20 protein-coding genes are annotated in these 23,430 nt (G+C 49.4%); 19 read left to right on the top strand and 1 reads right to left on the bottom strand.

Translation table 11 applies throughout. The features are described from left to right. Positions 1-21: 21 nt before the first annotated feature. The 4 genes from tssK to tagF are packed head-to-tail and all read left to right on the top strand — an operon-like array spanning position 22 to position 6,983. On the top strand, positions 22-1,344 hold the full coding sequence (tssK, locus tag J0A65_RS17470) for a type VI secretion system baseplate subunit TssK (RefSeq protein ID WP_206595630.1): 1,323 nt from the start codon (positions 22-24) through the stop codon (positions 1,342-1,344). 2 nt (positions 1,345-1,346) lie between these two features. Beyond that, a complete protein-coding gene (gene tssL / locus J0A65_RS17465; RefSeq protein WP_206595629.1) occupies positions 1,347-2,708 on the top strand; it encodes a type VI secretion system protein TssL, long form in 1,362 nt (453 codons plus the stop codon). Positions 2,709-2,726: 18 nt separating this feature from the next. Then, the gene (tssM, locus tag J0A65_RS17460; RefSeq protein ID WP_206595628.1) at positions 2,727-6,296 is read left to right on the top strand and encodes a type VI secretion system membrane subunit TssM; all 3,570 of its coding nucleotides are present in this window, start codon (positions 2,727-2,729) and stop codon (positions 6,294-6,296) included. Between the two features lie 9 nt (positions 6,297-6,305). After that, positions 6,306-6,983 (top strand): type VI secretion system-associated protein TagF, encoded by a 678-nt coding sequence (gene tagF, locus J0A65_RS17455; protein ID WP_206595627.1) that lies wholly within the window; start codon positions 6,306-6,308, stop codon positions 6,981-6,983. A 4-nt stretch (positions 6,984-6,987) separates the two neighbouring features. Here the strand turns inward: tagF and J0A65_RS17450 are convergent, their stop codons facing one another. After that, entirely contained in the window at positions 6,988-7,272 is a 285-nt protein-coding gene (locus J0A65_RS17450; protein WP_206595626.1) for a hypothetical protein, read from the bottom strand. Positions 7,273-7,537: 265 nt separating this feature from the next. Between J0A65_RS17450 and J0A65_RS27935 the strand changes: the two genes are divergently transcribed. The 15 genes from J0A65_RS27935 to J0A65_RS17375 all read left to right on the top strand — a co-directional run bounded on the left by J0A65_RS27935 (position 7,538) and on the right by J0A65_RS17375 (position 23,419). Further along, positions 7,538-7,612 carry a 4Fe-4S binding protein gene (locus tag J0A65_RS27935; RefSeq protein WP_206595674.1) on the top strand — a complete coding sequence of 25 codons (75 nt, stop codon included), beginning with the start codon at positions 7,538-7,540 and terminating at the stop codon, positions 7,610-7,612. A gap of 12 nt (positions 7,613-7,624) precedes the next feature. Beyond that, positions 7,625-8,659: a type VI secretion system protein TssA gene (tssA, locus tag J0A65_RS17440; protein ID WP_206595625.1), complete on the top strand. Its 1,035-nt coding sequence runs from the start codon at positions 7,625-7,627 to the stop codon at positions 8,657-8,659. 35 nt (positions 8,660-8,694) lie between these two features. Beyond that, positions 8,695-9,198, top strand: a complete 504-nt coding sequence (gene tssB / locus J0A65_RS17435; RefSeq protein WP_206595624.1) for a type VI secretion system contractile sheath small subunit — start codon at positions 8,695-8,697, stop codon at positions 9,196-9,198. A gap of 32 nt (positions 9,199-9,230) precedes the next feature. Then, positions 9,231-10,724, top strand: a complete 1,494-nt coding sequence (gene tssC / locus J0A65_RS17430) for a type VI secretion system contractile sheath large subunit (RefSeq protein ID WP_206595623.1) — start codon at positions 9,231-9,233, stop codon at positions 10,722-10,724. A gap of 73 nt (positions 10,725-10,797) precedes the next feature. Continuing rightward, positions 10,798-11,280: an Hcp family type VI secretion system effector gene (locus J0A65_RS17425; protein ID WP_206595622.1), complete on the top strand. Its 483-nt coding sequence runs from the start codon at positions 10,798-10,800 to the stop codon at positions 11,278-11,280. Positions 11,281-11,350: 70 nt separating this feature from the next. After that, complete coding sequence (locus tag J0A65_RS17420) at positions 11,351-12,142, top strand: type VI secretion system accessory protein TagJ (protein WP_206595621.1); 792 nt, start codon at positions 11,351-11,353, stop codon at positions 12,140-12,142. A gap of 24 nt (positions 12,143-12,166) precedes the next feature. Next, positions 12,167-12,697, top strand: a complete 531-nt coding sequence (gene tssE, locus J0A65_RS17415) for a type VI secretion system baseplate subunit TssE (RefSeq protein ID WP_206595620.1) — start codon at positions 12,167-12,169, stop codon at positions 12,695-12,697. A 1-nt stretch (position 12,698) separates the two neighbouring features. Further along, on the top strand, positions 12,699-14,576 hold the full coding sequence (gene tssF / locus J0A65_RS17410; protein WP_206595619.1) for a type VI secretion system baseplate subunit TssF: 1,878 nt from the start codon (positions 12,699-12,701) through the stop codon (positions 14,574-14,576). Next, positions 14,540-15,559, top strand: coding sequence for a type VI secretion system baseplate subunit TssG (gene tssG, locus J0A65_RS17405; protein WP_206595618.1), 1,020 nt, complete (start codon positions 14,540-14,542; stop codon positions 15,557-15,559). The genes tssF and tssG overlap by 37 nt, the downstream gene beginning before the upstream one ends. A 21-nt stretch (positions 15,560-15,580) precedes the next feature. Beyond that, positions 15,581-18,256, top strand: coding sequence for a type VI secretion system ATPase TssH (tssH, locus tag J0A65_RS17400; RefSeq protein ID WP_206595617.1), 2,676 nt, complete (start codon positions 15,581-15,583; stop codon positions 18,254-18,256). A gap of 5 nt (positions 18,257-18,261) precedes the next feature. After that, positions 18,262-18,789, top strand: a complete 528-nt coding sequence (locus tag J0A65_RS17395) for a DUF6795 domain-containing protein (protein WP_206595616.1) — start codon at positions 18,262-18,264, stop codon at positions 18,787-18,789. A gap of 62 nt (positions 18,790-18,851) precedes the next feature. After that, a complete protein-coding gene (locus tag J0A65_RS17390) occupies positions 18,852-19,256 on the top strand; it encodes a DUF6795 domain-containing protein (RefSeq protein WP_206595615.1) in 405 nt (134 codons plus the stop codon). A 19-nt stretch (positions 19,257-19,275) separates the two neighbouring features. After that, positions 19,276-20,661 (top strand): lipase family protein, encoded by a 1,386-nt coding sequence (locus J0A65_RS17385; RefSeq protein WP_206595614.1) that lies wholly within the window; start codon positions 19,276-19,278, stop codon positions 20,659-20,661. Between the two features lie 96 nt (positions 20,662-20,757). Then, a complete protein-coding gene (locus J0A65_RS17380; protein WP_332874357.1) occupies positions 20,758-22,902 on the top strand; it encodes a type VI secretion system Vgr family protein in 2,145 nt (714 codons plus the stop codon). Positions 22,903-22,957: 55 nt separating this feature from the next. Then, positions 22,958-23,419, top strand: a complete 462-nt coding sequence (locus J0A65_RS17375; protein WP_206595613.1) for a DUF6484 domain-containing protein — start codon at positions 22,958-22,960, stop codon at positions 23,417-23,419. The last annotated feature ends 11 nt before the right edge of the window (positions 23,420-23,430 follow it).

Raw genomic sequence — 23,430 nt, 5'->3', positions numbered from 1 at the left:
CTCAGAGGATGTGGTGAAGGAATGACATCAAATAATAGAATTTCCTGGTCTGAGGGCATGTTCTTAAGACCGCAACACTTTCAACAACAGGACAGGTTTTTACTCGAACAGCTGCACAATATCGCCCAGGGAATGCATGCCTATTACTGGGGGTTCACAGCACTGACATTAGACAGAGAGCTTCTGAAGGTAGGAAAGCTGTCTTTCAAAAAATGCCGGGGGGTATTACCGGATGGCCTGTATTTTGACCTCGAAGGCAATATGCCAGTGCTGGATCTGCCCGAGGGTAGTCGCGATCTGACCATATACTTGAGCCTACCTGTTACAACCCAATCGGGTCAGGAATTCAGCAACGAAAACGATGCTGACCATGTTCGTTTTCATTCATATGTGCAGATGATCAGAGATGCCGCGGATGCTTCAGGGCAGGATGCAGAAATAGAAGTGGCGAAACCGCGCTTTAACTTGTCACTCTCCAACCAACAACAGGATGCCTTTCAAACACTGGCGGTAGCAAAAGTCCTGGAGGTAGGCGCAGACAGAAACATTCATCTCGATGAAGATTTTATTCCACCGGCATTGGATGCCAACAATCAAACTAACTTACACGGCTTTATTGTTGAACTTGAATCCATGCTCCACCAGCGAGCGGAAAATCTGGCAACCCGAGTATCAGGCGCAGGCCGCAGCAGCACAGAGATTGCTGACTTTCTGCTCCTGCAGGCCATCAACCGCATTGAGCCTTTAATTCATCATTTATTGCACCAGCCCTGCCTCCACCCTTTGCAGCTTTACCAACAGCTCTTGCAAACAGCCGGAGAACTGGCCACTTTTACCAATAGAAACCGGCGTCCGGAAAACTATCCACCATATCGGCAGGACGCTTTGAAAGACACTTTTCTGCCTATCATGACCAGCTTGCGTCTAGCCATGAGCACTGTGTTGGAAGCGGCCGCTACGCAGATTGAACTGAGTCAGCCGAATCAGTATGGCATTCGCACAGGTGCAATTGGCAATCAGGATATGCTGCGTAAAGCCATGTTTATCTTCGCTATTCAGGCCGATGTACCAGATGACCGACTGCGCCAGGGCTTACCTGGACAAATGAAAGTCGGCTCAGTGGAGAAAATCGCCCAGCTTATCAATAAATCACTGCCGGGGGTCAATATCAGCCCACTGCCAGCAGCGCCCCGGCAGATTCCTTATCAGGCCGGTACCACGTATTTTCAGTTGGACAAAACCAGTAGCGCTTGGCAAGACATTGAATCAACCGGCAATCTAGCCCTGCACGTGGCGGGACAATACCCAGGCCTGGACATCAGTTTCTGGGCAATTAGGCAATAATTATGGTTAATGATGATCTTGACCGCACCCTGATAATGCCGTCGCCAGGCCGACGTCGCACTGTGGCACAGGAACCACCTCAACAACAGCCCGCAGCAGCCTCTGTTCCGCCGATATCGCCACAACCCAGACAAATATCTGATCAGGACTCACCCGATGTCACTATGTTAGGAACATCAGGTAACCATGTATTGCTAAATGCGGCCACCATGATCTTTTCACTGGCCAGGCAGCTCCGCAGTACCTTACAGCATAGCGACACGCTGGGTTTACAGAACCATATCACGGGTCTGATGCGCAGTTATGAACGCACCTGCACAAGCCAAGGTGTAGCCCCAGATACAGCCTTAGAAGCCCGTTACATTCTGTGCGCCTTTATTGATGAAATTGTACTCAATACGCCATGGGGACATGCCAGTCATTGGAGTCAGAATAGCCTGTTGAGCTCTTTACATAACGACACGCGGGGAGGGGAACGATTTTTTCAAATTCTGGCAAACAGATCAGAAAACCCAGGAGCAAACCAAGCCATTCTAGAGCTCATGTATCACTGCCTGAGTCTTGGCTTTCAGGGCAAGTTTGCCGTTCAGCAGAATGGTCAGGCCGCCTTACAGCAAATCCGCACCGGCCTTTATCAGACACTCAGACAGGTCATGCCATTACCCGCACCAGAGCTATCAGAGCAGTGGCAGGGAGTACAGGATGGGCGCCCAGTGATAGCTAAAATGTTTCCTTGGTGGGTGGTGGCGGCAATCTTATCGGGGATCTTGATGCTGACCTATATCGGCTTCTATTTTTCAATCAATGAGGCCTCAGATGAAACCTTCTCCCGAATTAGCCAACTAGGCAGGGAAATTCCGCAACTCGCCCAGGCTGACGATACTGCGCCGGTGCTGGTGGAACCCTTAGATAACGCCCTTGACCCAGACACCTTGTTACGAACTTTACAGTCTAGTCTGGCTGGCGAAATCGCGGCTCGTCAAATCAGCTTATCCAGAGAATCGGGCGGCATAAAGATAACAGTGCACAATAAAGGGCTTTTTGCCTCTGGCAACGCCGACGTATCCTCCACTTACCGGCCCACTTTCAAACAGATAGCCAATGCTTTGAAAGACTTACCCGGCCCAATTTTGGTTTCCGGCCATTCAGATAGCCAGCAAATCCGCACACTTAGGTACCCTTCAAACTGGCATTTGTCTGATGAACGAGCCAGAGCCGTAGTTACCGCTCTGGTCAACAACGGTATGCAAAAAGAGCGTTTGGTCGCGCAAGGTAAAGCAGATACCGAGCCAGTCGCAGACAATGCCACCCCACAAGGACGGGAACAAAACCGTCGTGTGGAAATACTGATACGCACCTATTGAATGACGTAGGGAACGACAATGGGAATGCTGAAAAAACTGTTTTCCTGGTTAACCAATAAATGGGTACTGTCCATTTTGGGTTTACTGATTTTATGTTTACTGATTTGGTACGTCGGGCAGATCCTGGCCTTTGGCAGTTGGATGCCATTGGCGGACGATACCACTCGCACCCTATGTATCCTGTTGGTCGTTGCCATATGGGTGGTTATCCAACTACTCAAGGTTATCCGCCATAAAAAAGCCAATCAGCAAGTCATTCAGGGCTTATCTGCAGGCAGCCAGCAAAATAATCTGAGTAGTAGCGAAGTGACTCTGTTGCAAGAGCGTTTTCAACAAGCGATGCAAACCTTGAAAAAGTCTCGTCTGGGGGGCAGTTCCGGCCACAAATATCTCTATCAGCTTCCTTGGTATGTCATTATTGGTCCGCCTGGTGCAGGTAAAACTACCGCGCTCAAAAACTCCGGCTTGCGGTTTCCATTGCAGGAAGGATTCGGTTCAGATCCTGTTAAAGGCATTGGCGGCACCAGGAATTGCGATTGGTGGTTTACTAATGAGGCGGTTCTGCTCGACACGGCGGGGCGCTACACCACACAAGACAGCGATGAATCGGTTGACAAGACGGCCTGGCAAGGCTTTCTCGGGTTGTTAAAGAAACACCGCCGTCGTCGGCCGCTGGATGGTGTAATAGTCGCTTTCAGTTTGATTGATCTTATCTCACAGACCCCTGACACCCGACGACTACACGCCAGAGCCGTCAGACGCAGGCTTAAGGAGCTAAGCGACAGCCTGAAAGTACAAGTACCTGTATATGTCATCTTTACCAAAACTGATTTACTGGATGGATTCACCGCATATTTTGACGACCTGGGAAAGGTAGAACGAGAGCAGGTATGGGGCATGACCTTTCCCCTGAGTGTTTCAGAGAATCCTGCACAATTTATTCATACTTTTGAACAAGGTTATGACCAGTTGATCGGCAGGTTGGCTGATGGGCTGCTATCCAGACTGGACGCAGAGCACGATGTGCAACGACGCGCTGCATTACACGGTTTTCCCGAGCAAATGGCCTCGCTTAAGCAATCCCTGCGGGATTTTATCGGTGAGATTTTTGCCCCCAATGTTTACGACGACAAACCCATGCTCAGGGGGGTGTATTTTTCCAGCGGTACTCAAGAAGGCAGCCCAATCGACAGATTGATCGGTGCCGTTTCCAGAGCCTTTGGGCTGAGCCGACAGGCAACCCCCGCATACAGTGGACCAGGGCGTAGTTATTTCCTCACCCGGCTGATGAAGGATGTGATCTTCAAAGAAGCAGGTCTGGTAATCAACACCGGATTTTGGGCAAGAAACCGGGGCACAATAGAGCGTATAGGTTATGCCGGTGCCGTTGTCCTAACTTTGCTGATGATGCTCGGCTGGTACTGGAGCTATCAGAACAATCTGGATTACATTCAGCAGGTGGAAGAGCAGGTGAACCAGTATCAGGGTGTGGCCGGTGATCTGGTTGATAGTCGTGGCGACATCAACGCAATCCTGCCTTATCTAAACCTACTTAGAAGTATTCCCGGGGGATATGCAGACAAAGATAGCAGCCCACCTTTATCTATGGGGCTTGGCCTGTATCAGGGGGACAAAGTTGGTCCTATCGCTGTCGATGCTTATCGGCGAGCGCTGAACGCAGTGTTGCTGCCCAGGGTGATGGCTCGTCTGGAACAACAGTTGGAGGAAAACAACCGCATCGAACAAAGCGATTTACTCTATGCAGCCCTGAAAGTGTACCTGATGATGGGCAATCCAGGCCGCTATGACCAGCAAGAGGTTGAATCCTGGGTCACCACAGACTGGGCCAATCAGTTTCCGGGGGTAAACAATAGCGAACCCCGAGATCAGCTCATAGGGCACTTACAGGCATTGGTTGAAGCCGACCTTCCGCAGGTCAGATTACAGGGCTTGCTAGTTGAACAGGTACGTAAAACTCTGACCAGGCAAAGCCTTTCTGAACGAGTATATGGGCAACTAAAACGCAGCGCCCAGGCACGCTCCATTCCCCTTTGGAGAATGGTAGACAATATCGGTGCCGATGCGGCTCACTACTTCCGTTTTCGCAGTGATGCTCCAATGAACAAAGGCTTGCCGGGTTTCTTTACCCTGACTGGCTACAAGGACGTTCTGCTTGAACAAGGGCCTATGTTGACCGCCTTGGCCGCAAAAGAAACCTGGGTGGTCCGAGATGAGCAACGCGAGGATTTATCTGACGAACAAGTGGATGCCTTGTTTCAGGATGTGAGCAAATTGTACTTCTCCGAATATGTCCGCACCTGGAATCTATACCTGCAGGATATTGATATTGCACGTTTCAACTCTTTTGCTGACGGAGCGCAGAAAGTAAAGGATTTATCCGCCGAGATGTCGCCTATTCGGAGCTTGCTGGCGCACGTTGGAAAGCAGACTACACTGGTGTCGTCTTCGGCTGACTTGATTGATGCGGCAGGTAAAACAGATCGACTGAATAGCATTACCAATCGGGTCTCGTCATTACTCTCCAAAGCATCCGAAGCCGAAGCACTCAACGCCAATAAAGACCCGGCCGCCCTGGTGGACCGTCAGTTCGCCCGCCTACACGAAATTTTAAAGGAACGGGACGAGGTACAGGCCCCGATTAAGGCAACGCTATCAAACCTCAATGAACTGTTTATTGCGCTGAGCACAGTTGAGGCAACCATCAACTCTGCCGCTATGGGTATTAGCACCAATGATGCCAGCTCGGCCCTGCAGGGGGTTATACGGCGCATTCAGTTGGAAGCAAGCCGCCAGCCAGAACCACTCAAGCAATGGCTGAATAGTCTGGTCAGAGAAAGTAATATGGTGTTTGTTCGTGATGCCAGACAGCGTTTTAATCAGGTATGGCAGGCCTCAGTAGCAGGATTTTGTCGCCAGGCTATAGACAGTCGCTACCCCATCGCCCCCAACAGCCCCGATGATATCAATGTCAGTGACTTCAGCCGTTATTTTGGCCCTTCAGGACTACTGGAAGAATTCTTTAACCGCTATCTGGCCGGATTCATTGACACCAGCGTGAAACCCTGGGCATTAATAGAGAATGCCGGCGCTAAACTTGAGGTTCCTGACCAAGTGGTGCGTTATTTCGAACGGGCCGCAGATATTCGCCAAACTTTCTTTATGGGGGGAGCTAATCAACCCTATTTCAGTTTTCAGATCACGCCTTTGCAATTGGATGCCTCAGCGAGCCAAAGCCTAATAGAAATGGGCGATCAGCGGCTGGTCTATCAGCATGGTCCAACCCGATTAACCCAAATGGTGTGGCCACCCACGGGGGGGCTGGAACGCTCCAGATTTTCCATCAGAACCCTAAGTGGTAACAGCACCGGTATTGCCACCGATGGACCATGGGCCTGGTTCAAACTTATTGATAAGGGTGAAACCCAGGCAACATCCACCAGAGACAGGTTCAGGGTTAGCTTTCAAAGTGATGGTCTGCAAGCCAGTTATGAAATTAAGGCTGGTAGTGTGATCAACCCATTTAACAAACAGGTGATGCGTAGCCTGGGTTGTCTGGACAGCCTGTAAGGAATCAAGATGCTGATAGAAAGACCGGGCTTTTATGGCAAGCTGCCGGGTAAAGGAGACTTTATCAGGCGTAACCTGCCCAATGACATGGTCACGTCCTGGGATCAATGGTTACAAGCTGCCATTGAGTATAGTCAGGCCGCGCTGGAGGACAGTTGGCTCCGTCATTATCTGGTCAGTCCAATCTGGCGCTTTGCGCTATCTTCCGGCTTACTCAGCACGCACCCAATTACCGGTGTAATGATGCCTAGTGTGGATAGCGTCGGCAGACATTTCCCATTAACCCTCGCCCAGGCCCTAGCCATTGACACAAACATCATCGATTTTGTCAGCCAAGCCGACAATTGGTTTGAGCGCATGGAAGATGCCGCCCTATATGCCTTGTCCAGTGACTTTGACATGCTGGCGTTTGAGCAGCAACTGGAAGCCATTCCGGCGCCGGCGCTTGCCAAGCCAGCTTCTCCAATAGGTAATAGTCTGCAAGGATGGACATTAGACACCCATAGCGGAGCGGAGTTGGTAAGAGGGAGCATAGCCACACAGATGCAATCCGTGTTGGAAAATCAGTACCCGGGTTTCAGTATTTGGTGGAGCCTGGGCTCTGAAGACATCGAGCCCGTGTTTTTGCTTTATCAGGGGCTACCCCCGCCAGAAGCGTTCAGCGCCTTTATTACGGGTCGATGGTGAATAGCTAAGTGGCGGGTACGTATTTAAGTGCAGCCTCATCCTTGTCGGAATACACATAGCATCCAGCCCATTCTCCGGCCATCACAATGGCCACTGGAACAGGTGCACCACGGCTAAATTTAACCTTTCCAAAGGCAATTAATGAGGTTTCACGGATCTGGTTTTCCTCAACATACGCCTTCCATTTGTCCTTATCTGTGCGCTCAATTAGACAGCCCGTATCTGCAGCCTGTTTCAGCTTGCCCACCAACACATGGTAGTCAACCTCAACTATTGAAGGTTGTCCCATATTACCTCCCATCAGCTTGTGTCCTTGGTTAGTTACTCTAACCCATTAGTTGAATTTTTAGAAAGCCTGCATTTTCCCTAGGCTTTCACGCCCGGCTCCCATCAGTGGCAGCGCATTAAGCAAATATAACGTCTCACCTATTCGCCGGGTAAAAACGTTTTTTTAACAAATTTCAGCCAATTTCTTGCTGAAACGCATTTGCTGAACCAATATTTCTTCTGCTGATCAGATTGGATGGAGTCATTTGGTCATTGTTATTTAACAGATTTTATCACTGTTAGATTGTTGGGATTGTGGCCTATGCCTTGAAGTCTGTCCAACAGTTAAGATGGAATTTTAACCAGTAGCTCGTATGACAGACGTAAACATTAGCCAGTTTCTGACCCCTCTTTCAGATGAAACCCCTGCCGGGGACAATTTGGAATATGAGCAACCATTTACCGAGCTGGAACGCTTGGCCAAGGGTAAACCAGAACAGAGTTTTGGTGACGCCAAAGTCGATGCCGAACCTCCGGACTGGCGGAGTGTTAAAAGCAATGCCCTAACTTTACTGGAGAGAAGTCGCGACTTGCGCTTGGCGATATTTCTTTGCCGGGCACTACTCAACTTAGACGGAGTGGGGGGCTTAAGGCAAGGCCTGCAGTTAACCCAAGGCTTACTGTTGGAATTTTGGCCAACCCTACACCCGCAATTAGATCCTGAAGACGATAACGACCCGGCACTGCGCATCAATACCCTGCAAACCCTTTGCGATAGAGAAGCCACCTTGTCCAGCCTGCTGCGCGCCCCTTTGGCCAGTTCAAGAATATTTGGGGCCATAGGATTACGTCAGGTCCAGATCGCCAAAGGCCAGATCAGTGATGACTCAGCAGACGGGCCGGACCTCGCGGCCATTTCGGCCACCTTTATGGATTGCCCAATTGAGGAGCTGCGCCAAACAGCGGATGACCTCAATGGCTGCCAGGAAGCCCTCACAGGCATAGATAACTTTTTGAACGACACTTTGGGTGCTAGCCAGGCTCCCGATCTCTGTGCCTTGAAAACCCCACTGACCGAGGCTCTCGCTGTGGTCAACGAATATTTAGCTCGCCGCGGACAAAACACTGAGCAGAGTACGGAAGAGTCAGCACAAGCTCCCCAGCAACAGGCACCAAGCATGAATGGTGAAATTAACAGCCGGGAAGATGCTACCCGGCAGATGGATCGCATTATTGAGTATTTCCGCAAACACGAGCCATCCAGTCCAGTTCCTTTGTTACTGCAAAGAGCCAAGCGTTTAGCCACCCTCGATTTTCTGGAAATCCTGCGGGATATGGCCCCGGAAGGGTTACAACAAGCCAGGAATGTCGGGGGATTGGACAAATCTGGCCTAGATGAAGATTCCTGACTATGTTTAAACATCAACCGTAAGGAGTACAAAAAATGGCCAAGGCAAGCAGCCAGAAATTTATCGCCAGAAATCGTGCACCCAGAGTGCAAATTGAGTACGACGTAGAGCTGTATGGCGCGGAAAAGAAAATTCAATTGCCCTTTGTAATGGGGGTGATGGCCGACCTGTCCGGAAAACCCAGTGAGGCCTTGCCACCAGTCGCTGATCGTAAGGCATTGGAAATAGATGTTGATAACTTCGACGACCGCCTGAAGGCGATAAAACCACGGGTAGCATTTCAGGTTCCAAATACCCTGACAGGTGAAGGCAATCTCAGTATCGATATCAGTTTCGACAGTATGGATGATTTCTCGCCTGCCGCGGTTGCCCGCAAAGTAGATGGGCTCAAGCAATTACTCGAAGCTCGCACCCAGTTGTCGAACCTCATCACTTATATGGATGGAAAAACGGGAGCCGAAGAGCTTATTGGCAAAATCATGAATGATTCGGCGCTGCTGCAGTCTTTGCTAGCCGAGAAAAAGCCGGCCGGCGAATGAAGTAGCAACGGAAAAATGGAGTACTTGTCATCATGACCGAAGTAAAAACTGAAGCGCAGCAAGAAGTAGCCGAAAAAATTGAAGCCAGTGATTTTCAGTCGTTATTGCAAAAAGAATTCAAACCAAAGTCTGATCGCTCCAAAGAAGCGGTAGAAACGGCTGTTCAGACACTTGCAGAACAACTTCTGAAAGATACCGCCGTCATATCCTCTGACGTCATTGGTACCATTCAGGCATTGATCGCCGAGATAGATCAAAAACTGTCAGATCAGGTCAATCTTATCCTTCATCACGAGGATTTTCAGAAGTTGGAAGGCACCTGGCGGGGTTTGCATTATCTGGTGAACAACACCGAAACCGATGAAATGCTCAAGATTCGGGTAATGAATATTACCAAGAATGAGTTAGGCAAAACCCTGAAAAAATTCAAAGGCACGGCTTGGGACCAAAGCCCTATCTTCAAGAAAGTCTACGAAGAAGAATATGGGCAATTTGGCGGCGAACCATACGGTTGTTTGGTGGGTGATTATTACTTTAGCCACAGTCCACAAGATGTCGAACTACTCGGAGAAATGGCACAGGTGTCAGCGGCGTGCCATGCTCCTTTCATCACTGCAGCTGATCCCTATCTGATGCAAATGGATTCCTGGCAGGAGCTAAGCAACCCAAGGGATTTAACCAAAATTTTTCAAACCCCGGAATATGCTGCCTGGCGTTCACTGCGAGAATCAGAAGACGCGCGGTATTTAGGGCTAACCATGCCACGCTTCCTGGCTCGCCTTCCTTATGGTGCCAAAACCGACCCGGTGGAGGAGTTCGATTTTGAGGAAGATACCGAAGGGGCCGACCACCATAAATACACTTGGGCAAATTCAGCTTATGCGATGGCGGTCAATATCAACCGCTCATTCAAAATGTATGGCTGGTGTTCTCGTATCCGAGGCATTGAGTCAGGTGGCGCAGTTGAAGCGCTTCCCACCCACACCTTCCCAACAGACGATGGTGGCGTGGATATGAAGTGCCCCACCGAAATTGCCATTAGTGACCGGCGCGAAGCGGAACTCGCCAAGAATGGCTTTATGCCGCTGATACACAAGAAAAACTCTGACTTCGCCGCCTTCATCGGCGCGCAATCTCTGCAGAAGCCATTTGAGTATGACGATCCAGACGCAACCGCCAATGCGAACCTCGCTTCGCGATTGCCTTATCTGTTCGCCAGCTGCCGGTTTGCCCATTACCTGAAATGCATCGTCAGGGACAAAATCGGCTCCTTTAAAGAGCGAGAAAGCATGCAGAAATGGCTGCAGAACTGGATCATGAATTATGTGGATGGCGACCCCGCCAACTCCACCGAGGAAACCAAGGCCAGAAAGCCGCTGGCTGCTGCAGAAGTGGTAGTGGAAGAGGTGGAAGGAAACCCTGGCTACTACACTTCTAAATTTTTCTTGAGACCGCACTACCAGTTGGAAGGGTTAACGGTCTCGCTAAGGTTGGTATCACGCCTGCCGTCTGCAAAGAGTGCTTGATATCGGATTATTGTGACGTAAGAAACCAGAGCAATACTGCTCACCATGGAAATGAAACTAGAGGAGAGTCGTCATGGCAGTTGATATGTTCATTAAAATTGAAGGTATCGAAGGAGAATCAAAGGACAAGGCCCATAGTAAGGAAATAGACGTACTTGCCTGGAGTTGGGGAATGTCACAGTCAGGTAGTATGCATATTGGCGGTGGCGGTGGCGCCGGTAAAGTCAGTGTGCAGGACTTGTCATTTACCCATTGGTTTGACAAATCGTCTAACAATCTCATGCTTTACTGTGCCAACGGTAAGCATATTCCCACCGCGACCTTAGTGGTTAGAAAGGCCGGTGAAAATCCCCTTGAGTACATCAAGATCACCATGACGGATGTGCTTGTCACCTCAGTAAGCACAGGTGGAAGTGGTGGTGAAGACAGATTAACTGAAAATGTCAGTCTGAACTTTGCCAAAGTGAAGGTGGAATACAAGGAGCAGTCCAAAGACGGTTCTGGCGTTGCGGGTCCAGAGTTCGGCTGGAACATCGAAGAAAACGTGGCCGCCTGATAAACGAGTTTACCGGGCTTTGCTTGTATCAGCGAGCCCGGTTTACTGCTACTAAAATGGATCCTTCCCCATGTCTAATGCCGAACAATGCCTGAAGCAAGGCCATCTGTCTGCTGCCCTCAGCGAATTGCAGACTGCCATCAAGCAACAACCTGCGAATCCAGAGTTAAGGGTGTTTCTCTTTCAGCTGTTAGCATTGATGGGCGAGTGGAATCGCGCGTTGTCACAACTGGAGGTACTTAAAAACCTGGATGACGCTAATCTGGCCATGTATCACACTTATAAACCCGCATTGTTTGCTGAAGTCATGCGCAATGAAGTCTTTGCCGGGCGACGGTCACCCATGCTGTTCGGCCAACCCGAGGAATGGATGGCGCTTTGCATTCAGGCACTTAACGCTTCCGCACAGCAGCAGTTTGCCCAGGCAGAAGCACTTAGAAGCGAGGCATTCGAGCTAGCTCCGGCATCCTCAGGGCAGGTGGACGGACAGAATTTTGCCTGGATAGCCGATGCTGACAGCCGTATCGGACCTTTTCTAGAAGCCATAGTCAAAGGAACCTACTACTGGATACCCTTCAGCCGAATTCAACGCATTGACCTGCAAGCTCCCGAAGATCTGCGAGACCTGGTCTGGTTGCCGGTTCATCTGACCTGGACTAATGACGGGCAAGATGTGGCACTGCTGCCAAGCCGTTATGCAGGGTCGGAGAAGAGTGAAGATAGCCAAATCCAAATGGCTCGGAAAACCCAGTGGCAAGCCTGTGGTAATGAATATCAGGGTGAAGGGCTACGCCTGCTGGCAACGGATACTGACGAATATCCTCTGTTATCCATTCGCCAGATAATACTCAATAACGCGTAGTGGCGAAAAAGCAGGACAAGGATGATGGCTGAGCTTTTTCAACAACATAAATTACAACCTTCTTTACTGGATAGGCTAACCGATGACGTCTTAATGCAGCAAACGCCCCAAGGGGAGTCACACAAAGCATCCGACAACATCGAGAAGTTCTATATCAGTGCCCGAAAGCTGCGCGAGGTCGTCATTCGTGACTTATCCTGGCTACTTAATACCGTCAATCTTGAGAGCGTAGAAGATTTGTCGGCCTATCCTCTGGTTGCTAAATCTGTGGTGAATTACGGCGTACCAGAATTAACCGGCAGCATTGTCTCGCAATTAGATGCGTCTAACTTACAAAAGCAGTTGCATCGAATCATCTTGTGCTACGAGCCGAGAATTCTGCCATCCACGCTAAATGTTCGAGTAAAAAAGACCGGGCAGATGTCCAGAAATGCACTGCGTTTTGAAATTGAGTGCGATATCTGGGGCCAACCTGTTCCAGAGCATCTCAGCGTCCAATCTGAGCTGGATTTAGACACCGGCGCCATCACGTTACATAAGCAAAAAGCAGGCTGATATGGATCCTCTTTTTCTAAGACATTACGAGCGGGAATTGCAATTCATTCGGGAAATGGGAGCAGAATACGCCGCTGAATTCCCGCGCATTGCCGGGCGCTTAGGAATTGAAGGGGTAGAAACCTCAGACCCCTATGTAGAAAGGTTGTATGAAGGTTTTGCCTTTCTTGCTGCCCGTATACATATGCGTATTGATGCAGAGTATCCCAAATTTACACAAAATTTGATGAATATTCTCTACCCACAGTATCTGGCACCAACCCCGTCCATGGCTGTCGTACAAATTACCCCGGAGCCCCAGGCCAGTCTCGAAAAAGGCTGCAAAATACCCCGAGATACCGCACTCAAGGGTAACCGTAGAGAAGGAGATCAAAGCGCCTGCGAATACCGCAGTTGTCATGATGTAACGTTATGGCCGGTAGCCATTAGTGAGGCCAGTTACTTTACCAATATGGCGCTGATAAAAGACATGCCAACCCCTGGCCACAAGCCCAAGGCCGGACTTAAGTTAACCTTTCAAAGTACAGATGAGCAGCCTTTGCCAGAAGGCTTCCTCAACCACATAAAACTTTATCTGGCAGGCCATTCGCACCTGGCAGCGCGGCTGTATGAACAACTGTTCGCCAATACGTGCACAATTTTGGCGTGCTCACCGTCCCCTGATGAGAACTGGTTGGAGAACTTCACGCCACAGCATTTGCAGCAAGGCAGCGTCGATAATCCGCAGGGTATGTTTCCTGATGATCCTCGTAGCTTTTCCGGCTATCGATTGCTGCGTGAGTATTTTGCCTTCTCCGATCATTTGTTGTTCGCTGATTTCACGGCACTGGGTAAAAAACTAAAAGGGTATCAAAGCACAACCCTACAATTGATTGTGCTGTTTGACCGCGCAGACCCAGAACTAGAACAACGCATTTCGGCGGAGGATTTCGCCTTATTTTGCACCCCTGTCATCAATCTTTTTCCTAAACGTTCTGATCGTATTCACCTGAGCACCAGAGACGAAGAGTATCACTTGGTGGTGGATCGTACCCGCCCCCTGGATTTTGAAGTTTTTCAAATCAACAAGGTCAAAGGCTTTGGCGATCTGGCGGATGACCAAAAGGAATTTCTACCGTTTTATGCCTGCTATGACCTGACCGATTTTCCCGAGCATTCCGCCTTTTATACCTTCCGCCAGGAACGACGACGTTTATCCACGCACCAGCGCAGACAGGGTCCACGCTCAAACTATATAGGTAGCGAAACCTTTGTTGCTTTAGTGGATGGCAGAGAAACCCCGGAACATGGCGGATTTAAACAGTTGGAAGTACACACCTTGTGCACCAACCGAGACCTCCCCATTCATATGCCGGTTGGTAAAGGCAGCACTGACTTCACCCTGGATGTCAGTGCGCCAGTGGCCAGCATTCGCTGCATAAAAGGCCCCACTAAACCTAGACCCTCTTTGGCCCATGAGCAGGGTGAGTCGGCCTGGCGGCTGATAAATCAGCTATCACTCAACTATCTGTCGCTAACCGATCAGGACAACAAGCAAGGCGCTGCGGCACTGCGCAGCATTCTGAAACTCTACGGTGACCAGCAAGATCCGGTAATCAGCAAACAAATTGACGGCTTGCGTTCGATTCAAACCCGGCAGATCACCAGGCGCAAACCGGGCGGCGGACCTATTGCTTTTATCAATGGTCTGGAAATCACCCTGACCTTTGATGAAAGTGCCTTTTCAGGGGCCAGTTGCTTCCTGCTTGGGGCGGTTTTAGAGCGTTTTTTTGCACTTTATGTATCGATTAATTCCTTTACCCAAACCCTGGTCACAACTCAGGAACGTGGAGAAATTGCCAGATGGCCGATAAGAGCGGGACAACGTCAGGTTCTCTGATGCTCTACCGACAGTTACAACAAGAACCCTTTAAATTCGGGTTCTTTTCAGCGCTACGCAGAATTGAACGGTTGGCGGCTGGCGATCTGCATTTAGGTAAAACAGCAAGGCCCAAAGATGATCCTATCCGATTGGGTCAAACGCCCTCTATGGTCTTCGCAGCATCCACCTTGTCAGAATTTATCCGCTCGGATAATCACGCTCCCAGGCTGGATGTGTTGTTCTTTGGCTTGTATGGACCCAATGGGCCACTGCCACTGCATTTGACCGAATACGTGCGAGATCGGATGCGAAATCACGCCGACCACAGCATGAGCCGCTTCTGCGACATATTTCACCATCGGTTCTTGTCGTTTTTCTATCGCAGCTGGGCCGACGCCCAACCCACGGTCAATCTGGACAGACCCCAAACCGACAGATTTGTGATGCGGATAGGAAGCTTAATGGGCATGGGTATTTCTGAGTGCCGTGGCAGAGACAGCTTACCTGACTACGCCAAACTGCATATGGCAGCCCGGTTGGCGCAGCGCAACAAAAACGCAGAAGGCTTGTGTGCCATGGTCAGCCATTATTTCGGCCTTGCAGTAACGCTCGAACCCTTTGTCGGCCAGTGGCTCAGCATTGATCAAAGTGAACAGCTCTGCCTGGGCCAAAATGCCGAGTCTGGCCAATTAGGCATTACCAGTAACCTGGGAGCCAGGGTTTGGCAATGCCAGAATAAATTTCGCTTAACCCTGGGCCCGATGACACTACCTAAGTATCGGACATTTTTACCAGGCGGCCGTAATTTGCGCAGGCTAAAAGACCTGGTGAAACAGTATCTAAACAATGAACTGGACTGGGACATCAGGCTCATTCTGACCCGTCAGGAAGCACAGGGAGTCAGCTTGGGTCAGTCCGGCTCACTGGGCTGGACAACATGGGTTCTTGGCAAGATGCCGGAAGCGGATCTACAAGACCTTATTCTGGCTGGGCAAGCGTAGATAAATAATGGGAGAACAATCATGTCCGAGATAAGCCGCTCCACCCTGTTTGGCAAACTAAACAAGCTTTCCTATAAGGCCATTGAAGGCGCAACCGTATTTTGCAAAATGCGCGGCAATCCCTATGTGGAGCTGGTGCACTGGATTCAACAAATTCTGCAACTACCAGACTCTGATCTGCATCGTATTATTAAGTACTTTGAAATCAATCCAGCCACCCTCGCCCGCGATATCACCGAGGCGCTGGATGCCTTACCCCGCGGCTCCACCTCCATAACCGATTTGTCTGCGCATCTGGAAGAGGCGGTGGAACGAGCTTGGGTTTACGGCAGCCTGATGTTTAACGAGGCCCAAATTCGCACCGGCTACCTGATGGTGGGGGCGGTAAAAACCCGTTCACTGATGAATAACCTAAAAGCCATCAGCGGCGAGTTTGCCAAGATCGATGCAGAAAATCTGACCAACCGTTTCGCCGGTATAGTGCAAGGCTCCCCCGAAACCGGCCAAACCGCTACTGATGGCTTCTCGGCTGCAGCCCCAGGTGAAGCCAGCGGCGCTATGGCACCAGCTCAAATGGGCAAGAATGAGGCCCTGCAACGTTTTACCGTTAATCTAACCGCCCAGGCGGCCAGCGGAGACATGGATCCCATTGTTGGCCGCGATGAAGAGATCCGTCAGATTGTGGATATTCTGATGCGTCGTCGGCAAAACAATCCCATCCTGACCGGCGAAGCCGGAGTAGGTAAAACCGCCGTGGTGGAAGGCTTTGCCCAGCGGATTGCAGCAGGTGATGTACCTCCGCCGCTAAAAGATGTGGAACTCAGAGTACTGGATGTGGGCCTTTTACAGGCAGGTGCCAGTATGAAAGGGGAATTTGAAGAACGCCTGAAGCAAGTTATCGAAGAAGTACAGTCATCGGAAAAGCCGATTATTTTATTTATCGACGAGGCCCACACCTTAGTGGGCGCAGGCGGTGCAGCGGGTACCGGAGATGCTGCCAACCTGCTTAAACCGGCCCTGGCACGCGGCACCTTGCGCACTATTGCAGCCACCACCTGGGCCGAATACAAAAAGCATATTGAAAAAGATCCCGCCTTAACCCGCCGTTTCCAGGTAGTTCAAGTTCCCGAGCCAGACGAAGACAAAGCTATTCTGATGATGCGCGGCGTGGCCAGCAAACTCGAACAACATCACAAAGTACAATTATTGGATGAAGCCATTGAGGCAGCGGTCAAGCTGTCACATCGCTATATTCCGGCCAGGCAACTGCCCGATAAGTCAGTAAGCTTGCTGGATACCGCCTGTGCCAGGGTGGCTATCAGCCAACATGCCGTGCCAGCCCAGGTGGAAGATACCCGTCGTCGCATTGATGCGCTACAGGTGGAACTGGCGATCCTGGAACGCGAGTCAGCCATGGGCAGCGAACATCAGCTTCGCTGCGACAAGCTCAACGACGCGCTACAGAGTGAACAAGGCTTATTAAGTGAACTGGAGCAAAAATGGCAGGACGAAAAGCAACTTGTGGATCAGATCCTGTCGCTCAGAGCCAGGATCCGTGCAGCCCGAGGAGAAGTGGATAGTGAGGCTAACACTCCCGAGCAACAGGAAGACGTCACCAGCCTGCTTACTGAGCTTAAAGCCTTACAGCAGGAACTCTCGCATATGCAGGGCGAATCGCCCTTAATTCTCCCCACCGTCGACGAACAAGCTGTAGCGGCAGTGGTACAGGACTGGACCGGCATTCCGGTCGGTCGGATGGTCAAAGATGAAATCACGACGATTCTGAAGCTCGCCGATACTTTGGAGCAACGCATTATTGGTCAGCGTCATGCACTGGAGATGATCGCCAAACGTATCCAAACCTCTAGAGCCAGACTGGATAACCCGAACAAGCCTATCGGCGTATTTATGCTGGCGGGTACCTCGGGCGTAGGTAAAACCGAAACCGCTTTAGCACTGGCGGAGGCGCTATACGGCGGCGAGCATAATGTTATCACCATCAATATGAGCGAGTACCAGGAAGCCCATACGGTATCCAGCCTCAAAGGCGCCCCTCCGGGTTATGTGGGCTATGGTGAGGGTGGGGTGCTAACCGAAGCTGTCAGACGTAAACCCTACAGCGTGGTATTGCTCGACGAAGTCGAAAAAGCCCATCCCGATGTACATGAGATCTTCTTCCAGGTATTTGATAAAGGCTGGATGGAAGATGGTGAGGGCAGAGTTATCGATTTTAAAAACACCCTGATATTACTTACCACCAATGCCGGTACTGAGCTAATCAGCAGCCTTTGCGCTGACCCGGAACTGATGCCTGAGCCAGATGGCATAGCCAGTGCGCTGCGGGAGCCATTACTTAAAGTGTTTCCCCCGGCCTTACTCGGCAGGCTGGTGGTGATTCCCTATTACCCACTGAACGATGACATGATCGCCGCCATTATCCGTCTACAGCTGGGCCGAATAGAGAAACGTATCCGGCAAAATTACGACATTCCCTTTACCTACGACGATGAGGTCATTGCCTTGATTGGCAAGCGTTGTACCGAGCTCGAAAGCGGCGGCCGTATGGTAGACGCCATACTGACCAACAGCATCCTACCAACTATTTCCGAAGTATTTCTAAATAATATGCTGGCAGGTAAGGCAGCGCAGAAAGTCCATTTGAAAGTGGAAGATGGAGATTTTAAATATGAGATATAAAAGATATGGAAATCATAACCGAAATTAAGATATTTCTGGGCTTTATGCATGATGCATTAGGGCTGGTGCTTGAAACTAGCTTCCCATACTTACTTACCTTCATCGCTTTAGCGTTTATAATAATTGGTTTTGTCTGCCTATGTAGCAAAATTGAAGGAACGGTACTATTTGACAACAAGCCCCTAAAAAATATCACCGTTACCAGAAAAGTTGACTGGAACATATCTAAAAAAACATACATTGATTCGACCAAAACTGATGAAAATGGGAAATTCAAATTTGGAACAATTTATCGTTTTCTTCCAATACCATTAAATGGTCTATTACACCCGTTAATAGGGCAGGAGATTAATATAGGTTTCAACCAGAAAGATTATTGCGTATGGCGCCACACCAAAAGCAACTATTACAAAGGAAGAGAGACTGGGAAAAACCAAATAAAAATGGAAATAGATTTGGGAATAAAAAATAAATATCAAGGTGAAAATAGGTATGGAGAAAGTTACTACGGAATAGGGAAGCTTGTAAAGTGAAAAGAAATACACTTATTCCACTAGTGATCCTATTGTCATTTTTTTCTAAAGGAGTCAACTCCATGGGTTTATTTTCAAAATCAATGTTTACTGAAGTTGAAGGTGTTGTACTACTAAATGGCGAGCCTGTAGAAGGGGCGGAGGTAATAAGTAGTTATGATTGGTCGGCTAAAGATGAGAAGAAAAGTAAAACAGTAACAACAGATAAGAATGGAAGGTTCTTTTTTGAAGAATGGAAAAGCCAGTCAGTTTTATCTTTAGTTTTTCCTATGCAACCAGTAATTTCTCAAAAAATAATAATTCGTTTTAAAGGCGAGGAATATACTGCCTGGAGAAATATAAAGAACACTTATGGGACAGGAGATGAGATAGGAAAGGCTCCTATAAGAATAGAGTGCGACTTAGAATCTGAATTTAAAGAACAGATTGAAGGTGGTTATTATGGAATATGCAAAATAGCTGACTAGTTTACAAATAGGAGGACATATGAAAATCATTACACCTTCTGAAAGCGCAGAACTTGCAGATAGCATTTATAGTTTTTCTAAAGCTCTAAACGAAAATAAAGTTCAGACAGGGAAAGTCAACTTAAAAACAGCTTTAAGTGGTTTAAATAAAGATGAAAGATTATTTATCTTAAATCCGTTGACGAAACGTGGATTTAAACCAATAGAATCTTTCTCTGCAATTACAGGATATGGAAGAGGAACATCCGCCACTTTTGGTTGCATAGCCGAGGGGTTTGATTCCAAAGTAGAAAATTATAAAGGTGAGACATTAATTGCTATTAAAGGGACTGCATCAAGACAAGATGCAGCTACTGACCTAAAAACCCTACCAACAAACTTTAATGGTCATATGACCCATCGCGGCTTTGTGCAGACCTTTCGCTCCTTTGAACATCATATTGACCGCTATCTGGATTGGCATTCACCCAGTAAGATTCATCTGGTTGGTCATAGCCTGGGCGGCGCCTTGGCCACCCTTACCGCTTATCATATTGCCAAGCGGGACAGTGCCAAAACATGCCAGATTAAACTTTATACCTTTGGTGCCCCCAGAGTGGGCTTCACTTCTTTTAACCAGGAAGTGCATAAGCTGATTGGCAAGCAAAATATTTACCGGGTTTATCACGATGCTGATCTGGTCAGTATGGTACCTATGTTTCCCTTTTTACATGTGTACTCATCAGACTTTGCCGATGGTTATCATCTGAATTGGATTACCGGGCGCATATCGGTAATGGCTCATTTTATGAATAACTACATATCCACTGTTAGGGGTATGGAATGGGGAAATTTAAAGGGCAGTATTTCCGATTTAGATACTAAGAAATTTCTTGAGGGAGGAGTAAGTACAGGCGTACTGGCAGGCGCATTAGGAGTAGCTATGTACTCGGCCCCGGTGCTCACCATGATCGCCTTTGCCCTGCAGTATATTTTAAAGCGCACGCATAAACTGGGAATAGGCCAGCAACTGCCTTCCTATGCCACCACACTGGATGCCGTTGCCTGGCTGTTATATCAGGGTGCCATGGCCTTAAAAGAGATCTCTGTTTGGGTACAACGCTTGCTGAATAAAATCCTCTCCGTAGTGGGATGGCAGCCATTCCCGGAGCAAAGCCTTACTGTGGCATTTATTCGCTGGGTGCTGGGTTTGCTCTCGTCTTTTGTATCCAGAATGGCCAGGCAAGCTCTGGAAGCCAGCCAGATGCAAATGCAGATAGCCTTGCCCATGCCCATGCCCAGAACTATGTGGCAGGTGCCTGAAGGTCACCCAACCCCAAATGGGCTAAGGCCAAGGCAAAACGCCTACCGTATTCCAGGCCCCAATACGCGCCTGGGCGGCACAAGAGGGCCGCTGGCATTGTAAACAATACAAACAGGAAAGTTGTTCAGGCCCTAGCTACACTTAGTGAATTTGAGCGGGTTTGACAGGTTCTAGCGAGCCGCGAACAGGAGAAACCTTGTGACAGGGAAAAGACAGGTATCTATAACCACCTCCTTGGGTGATGAACTGTTGCTGGTGTCTATGAGTGGCCATGAAGCCTTGGGTCAACTCTTCAGGTATGAGGTTACCCTCTATGCAAAAAAAGAGGACATTAAAGCCACCGATCTGGTTGGCCAGAAGGCCACCATTCAGTTGGAGTTGGAGAACCAGCAGTACCGCTATTTCAATGGTTTTATTACCCGCTTTTCCCAACAAGGCAGAGCCACCGAAGGCTATGCCCAATACAGTGCCGAAATACACCCCTGGCTATGGTTTTTAAACCGCACCGCCGATTGTCGTATTTTTCAGGAAATGACGGTACCGGATATTCTCAAGCAGGTATTCGCCGACAATGGCTTTACCGACTATGAGCTGAAGCTTTCACGTAGCTATCGGACCTGGGAATACTGCGTACAGTATCGCGAATCGGATATGTTATTCGTGATGCGCCTGATGGAAAACGAAGGCATCTACTTCTACTTCAGCCATGAAAAAGACAAGCATAAGCTGATACTGGCCGATGCCGCCAATTCCCATAATCCTCTCTCTGGTAAGTCGGCTATTGCTTATCATTTAGTTGGACTTTTCCAACGCAAAGAAGACAGCAGCATTGCCAATTGGAGCAGCAGTTGTGAAGTGCAAACCGGTCGCTATGCCAGCACCGATTACGATTTCAAAAAACCCAAAAGTGACCTGTCCACCAGCCGTACCATTCCCCGCTCGCATGCCCTGGCTGATGCTGAGTATTTTGATTACCCCGGAGAATATACCGAATCAGCCGATGGTGACAGTTACACCCTCACCCGCATTGAGGAGCAACAGGTCAAATTTGAACAACATAGTGGCGAGACCGATGCCCGGAATATGACCTGCGGTGGATTATTTACCCTAAGCGAACACCCCAGGGCCGATCGCAACCAGGAGTACCTGGTGCTGAGTTGTGACTATGAACTTAATGCCAATCACTACGGTTCAGGCGGTGGTGGCGAACAGCCTTTTCAGTGCAACTTTGTAGTGATTGACAGCAAGACCCCGTTCCGACCAGCCCGCAACGCACCAAAACCCTCAGTGCAAGGACCGCAAACCGCGGTAGTGGTAGGCCCCCCCGGCGAGGAAATCTACCCGGATAAATATGGTCGCATCAAAGTACAGTTTTTCTGGGACAGATACGGCACATCAAACGAAAACAGCTCCTGCTGGATTCGTGTTGCGCAAACCTGGTCCGGTAAAGCCTGGGGCGCACAAATTATTCCCCGCATCGGCCACGAAGTGATAGTCGATTTTCTGGAAGGTGACCCAGACCGACCTCTGGTGGTGGGTAGCGTATATAACGCCGATAACATGCCGCCTTACAGCCTGCCAGCGAACAAAACCCAATCGGGCATTAAAACCCGCAGTTCGCCTGGCGGCAGTGCTAACAACTTTAACGAAATCCGCATGGAAGATAAAAAGGGCAGCGAAGAGCTTTATATCCAAGCGGAAAAAGACGAAAACATCTTGGTCAAAAACAATAAGACCGAGACGGTGGGCGTAGATGAAACCATTGATATAGGTAACGACCGCAAAGACACCATTGGCAATGATGAGACTATCTCGGTAGGAAATAACCGCACCGAGAGTGTCGGCAACGATGAAACCATCAGTATTGGCAACAACCGTACCGAAACCGTAGCCAGCAATGAAACCATCAGCATTGGCGCCAACCGCAGCCGGGATGTGGCAGCCAACGAATCCGTCAGCATTGGCCAGTCCAGAACCCATACCGTGGCCATTAACGAGGCCATTGCCATAGGTGCTGCGCAGGAAATTGTCATCGGTGGCGCGCAGGCGGTGGAAATTGGCGCGGCGCAAAACCTTGATATAGGACTGAACCAACTGGTGAGTGTCGGCAACAACCGCTCTGTCGATGTGGGTGACAATGACAGCCTCAACGTAGGCAAGAACCTGGTTATCGATGTAGGTGATGCCATCACCATCAAATGTGGTAAGGCCAGTATCTCCATGAAAAAAGACGGCACCATCAGCATTTCCGGCAAAGACATCAGCATAAAAGGCAGCGGAGCCATCGATGTTAAAGCCAGCAAAGACATGGTGCTGAAGGGTAAGAAAATTCTGCAAAACTAAGCGGCCGCAAGCAGTCTCAGGGCCAGGATGAAACAATGAGATGTAGGAGTCGACGATGCTGGAACAGACAAGTGAGGTAAAAAACAAACGGGCTACGGATGTTACCGTGGGCGCACTCGTAGGCTTCAGTGCACAAGGCCATCCGCTGGTAGTATTTGCCGGTAATCCAAGTCAACAAGGCTTGGAGGCCAAAAGTACAGTGCAACTGGAAACGGACGATATCGGCTGCCATCTGGCCCTCTTATTTGAAAACGGTGATGCGAATAAACCGCTGATCATTGGCCGAATCGTCTCCCCACAGCCTACTCGCAAGGAAAAAACAACCAGTCAGACCCTGAATGTAAAAATGGACGGCGATACCCTCTGTCTGCGCGCGGAGCAGCAGATTGAACTGAAATGTGGCAAGGCCAGCATTACCCTGACCAAGGCTGGCAAGGTATTGATCCGAGGGGCTTACATTCTCAGTCGCTCAAGCGGCGCCAACCGGATTAAAGGTGGCGCAATTCAGCTTAACTAAGCAGGGAAATC

Origin of the sequence: Bowmanella yangjiangensis, from assembly GCF_017255015.1 — a bacterium.
Classification (GTDB): Bacteria; Pseudomonadota; Gammaproteobacteria; order Enterobacterales; family Alteromonadaceae; genus Bowmanella; species Bowmanella yangjiangensis.
The sequence above is the reverse complement of the archived record's forward strand: the minus strand, read 5'-3'. Positions and strand labels throughout refer to the sequence as shown.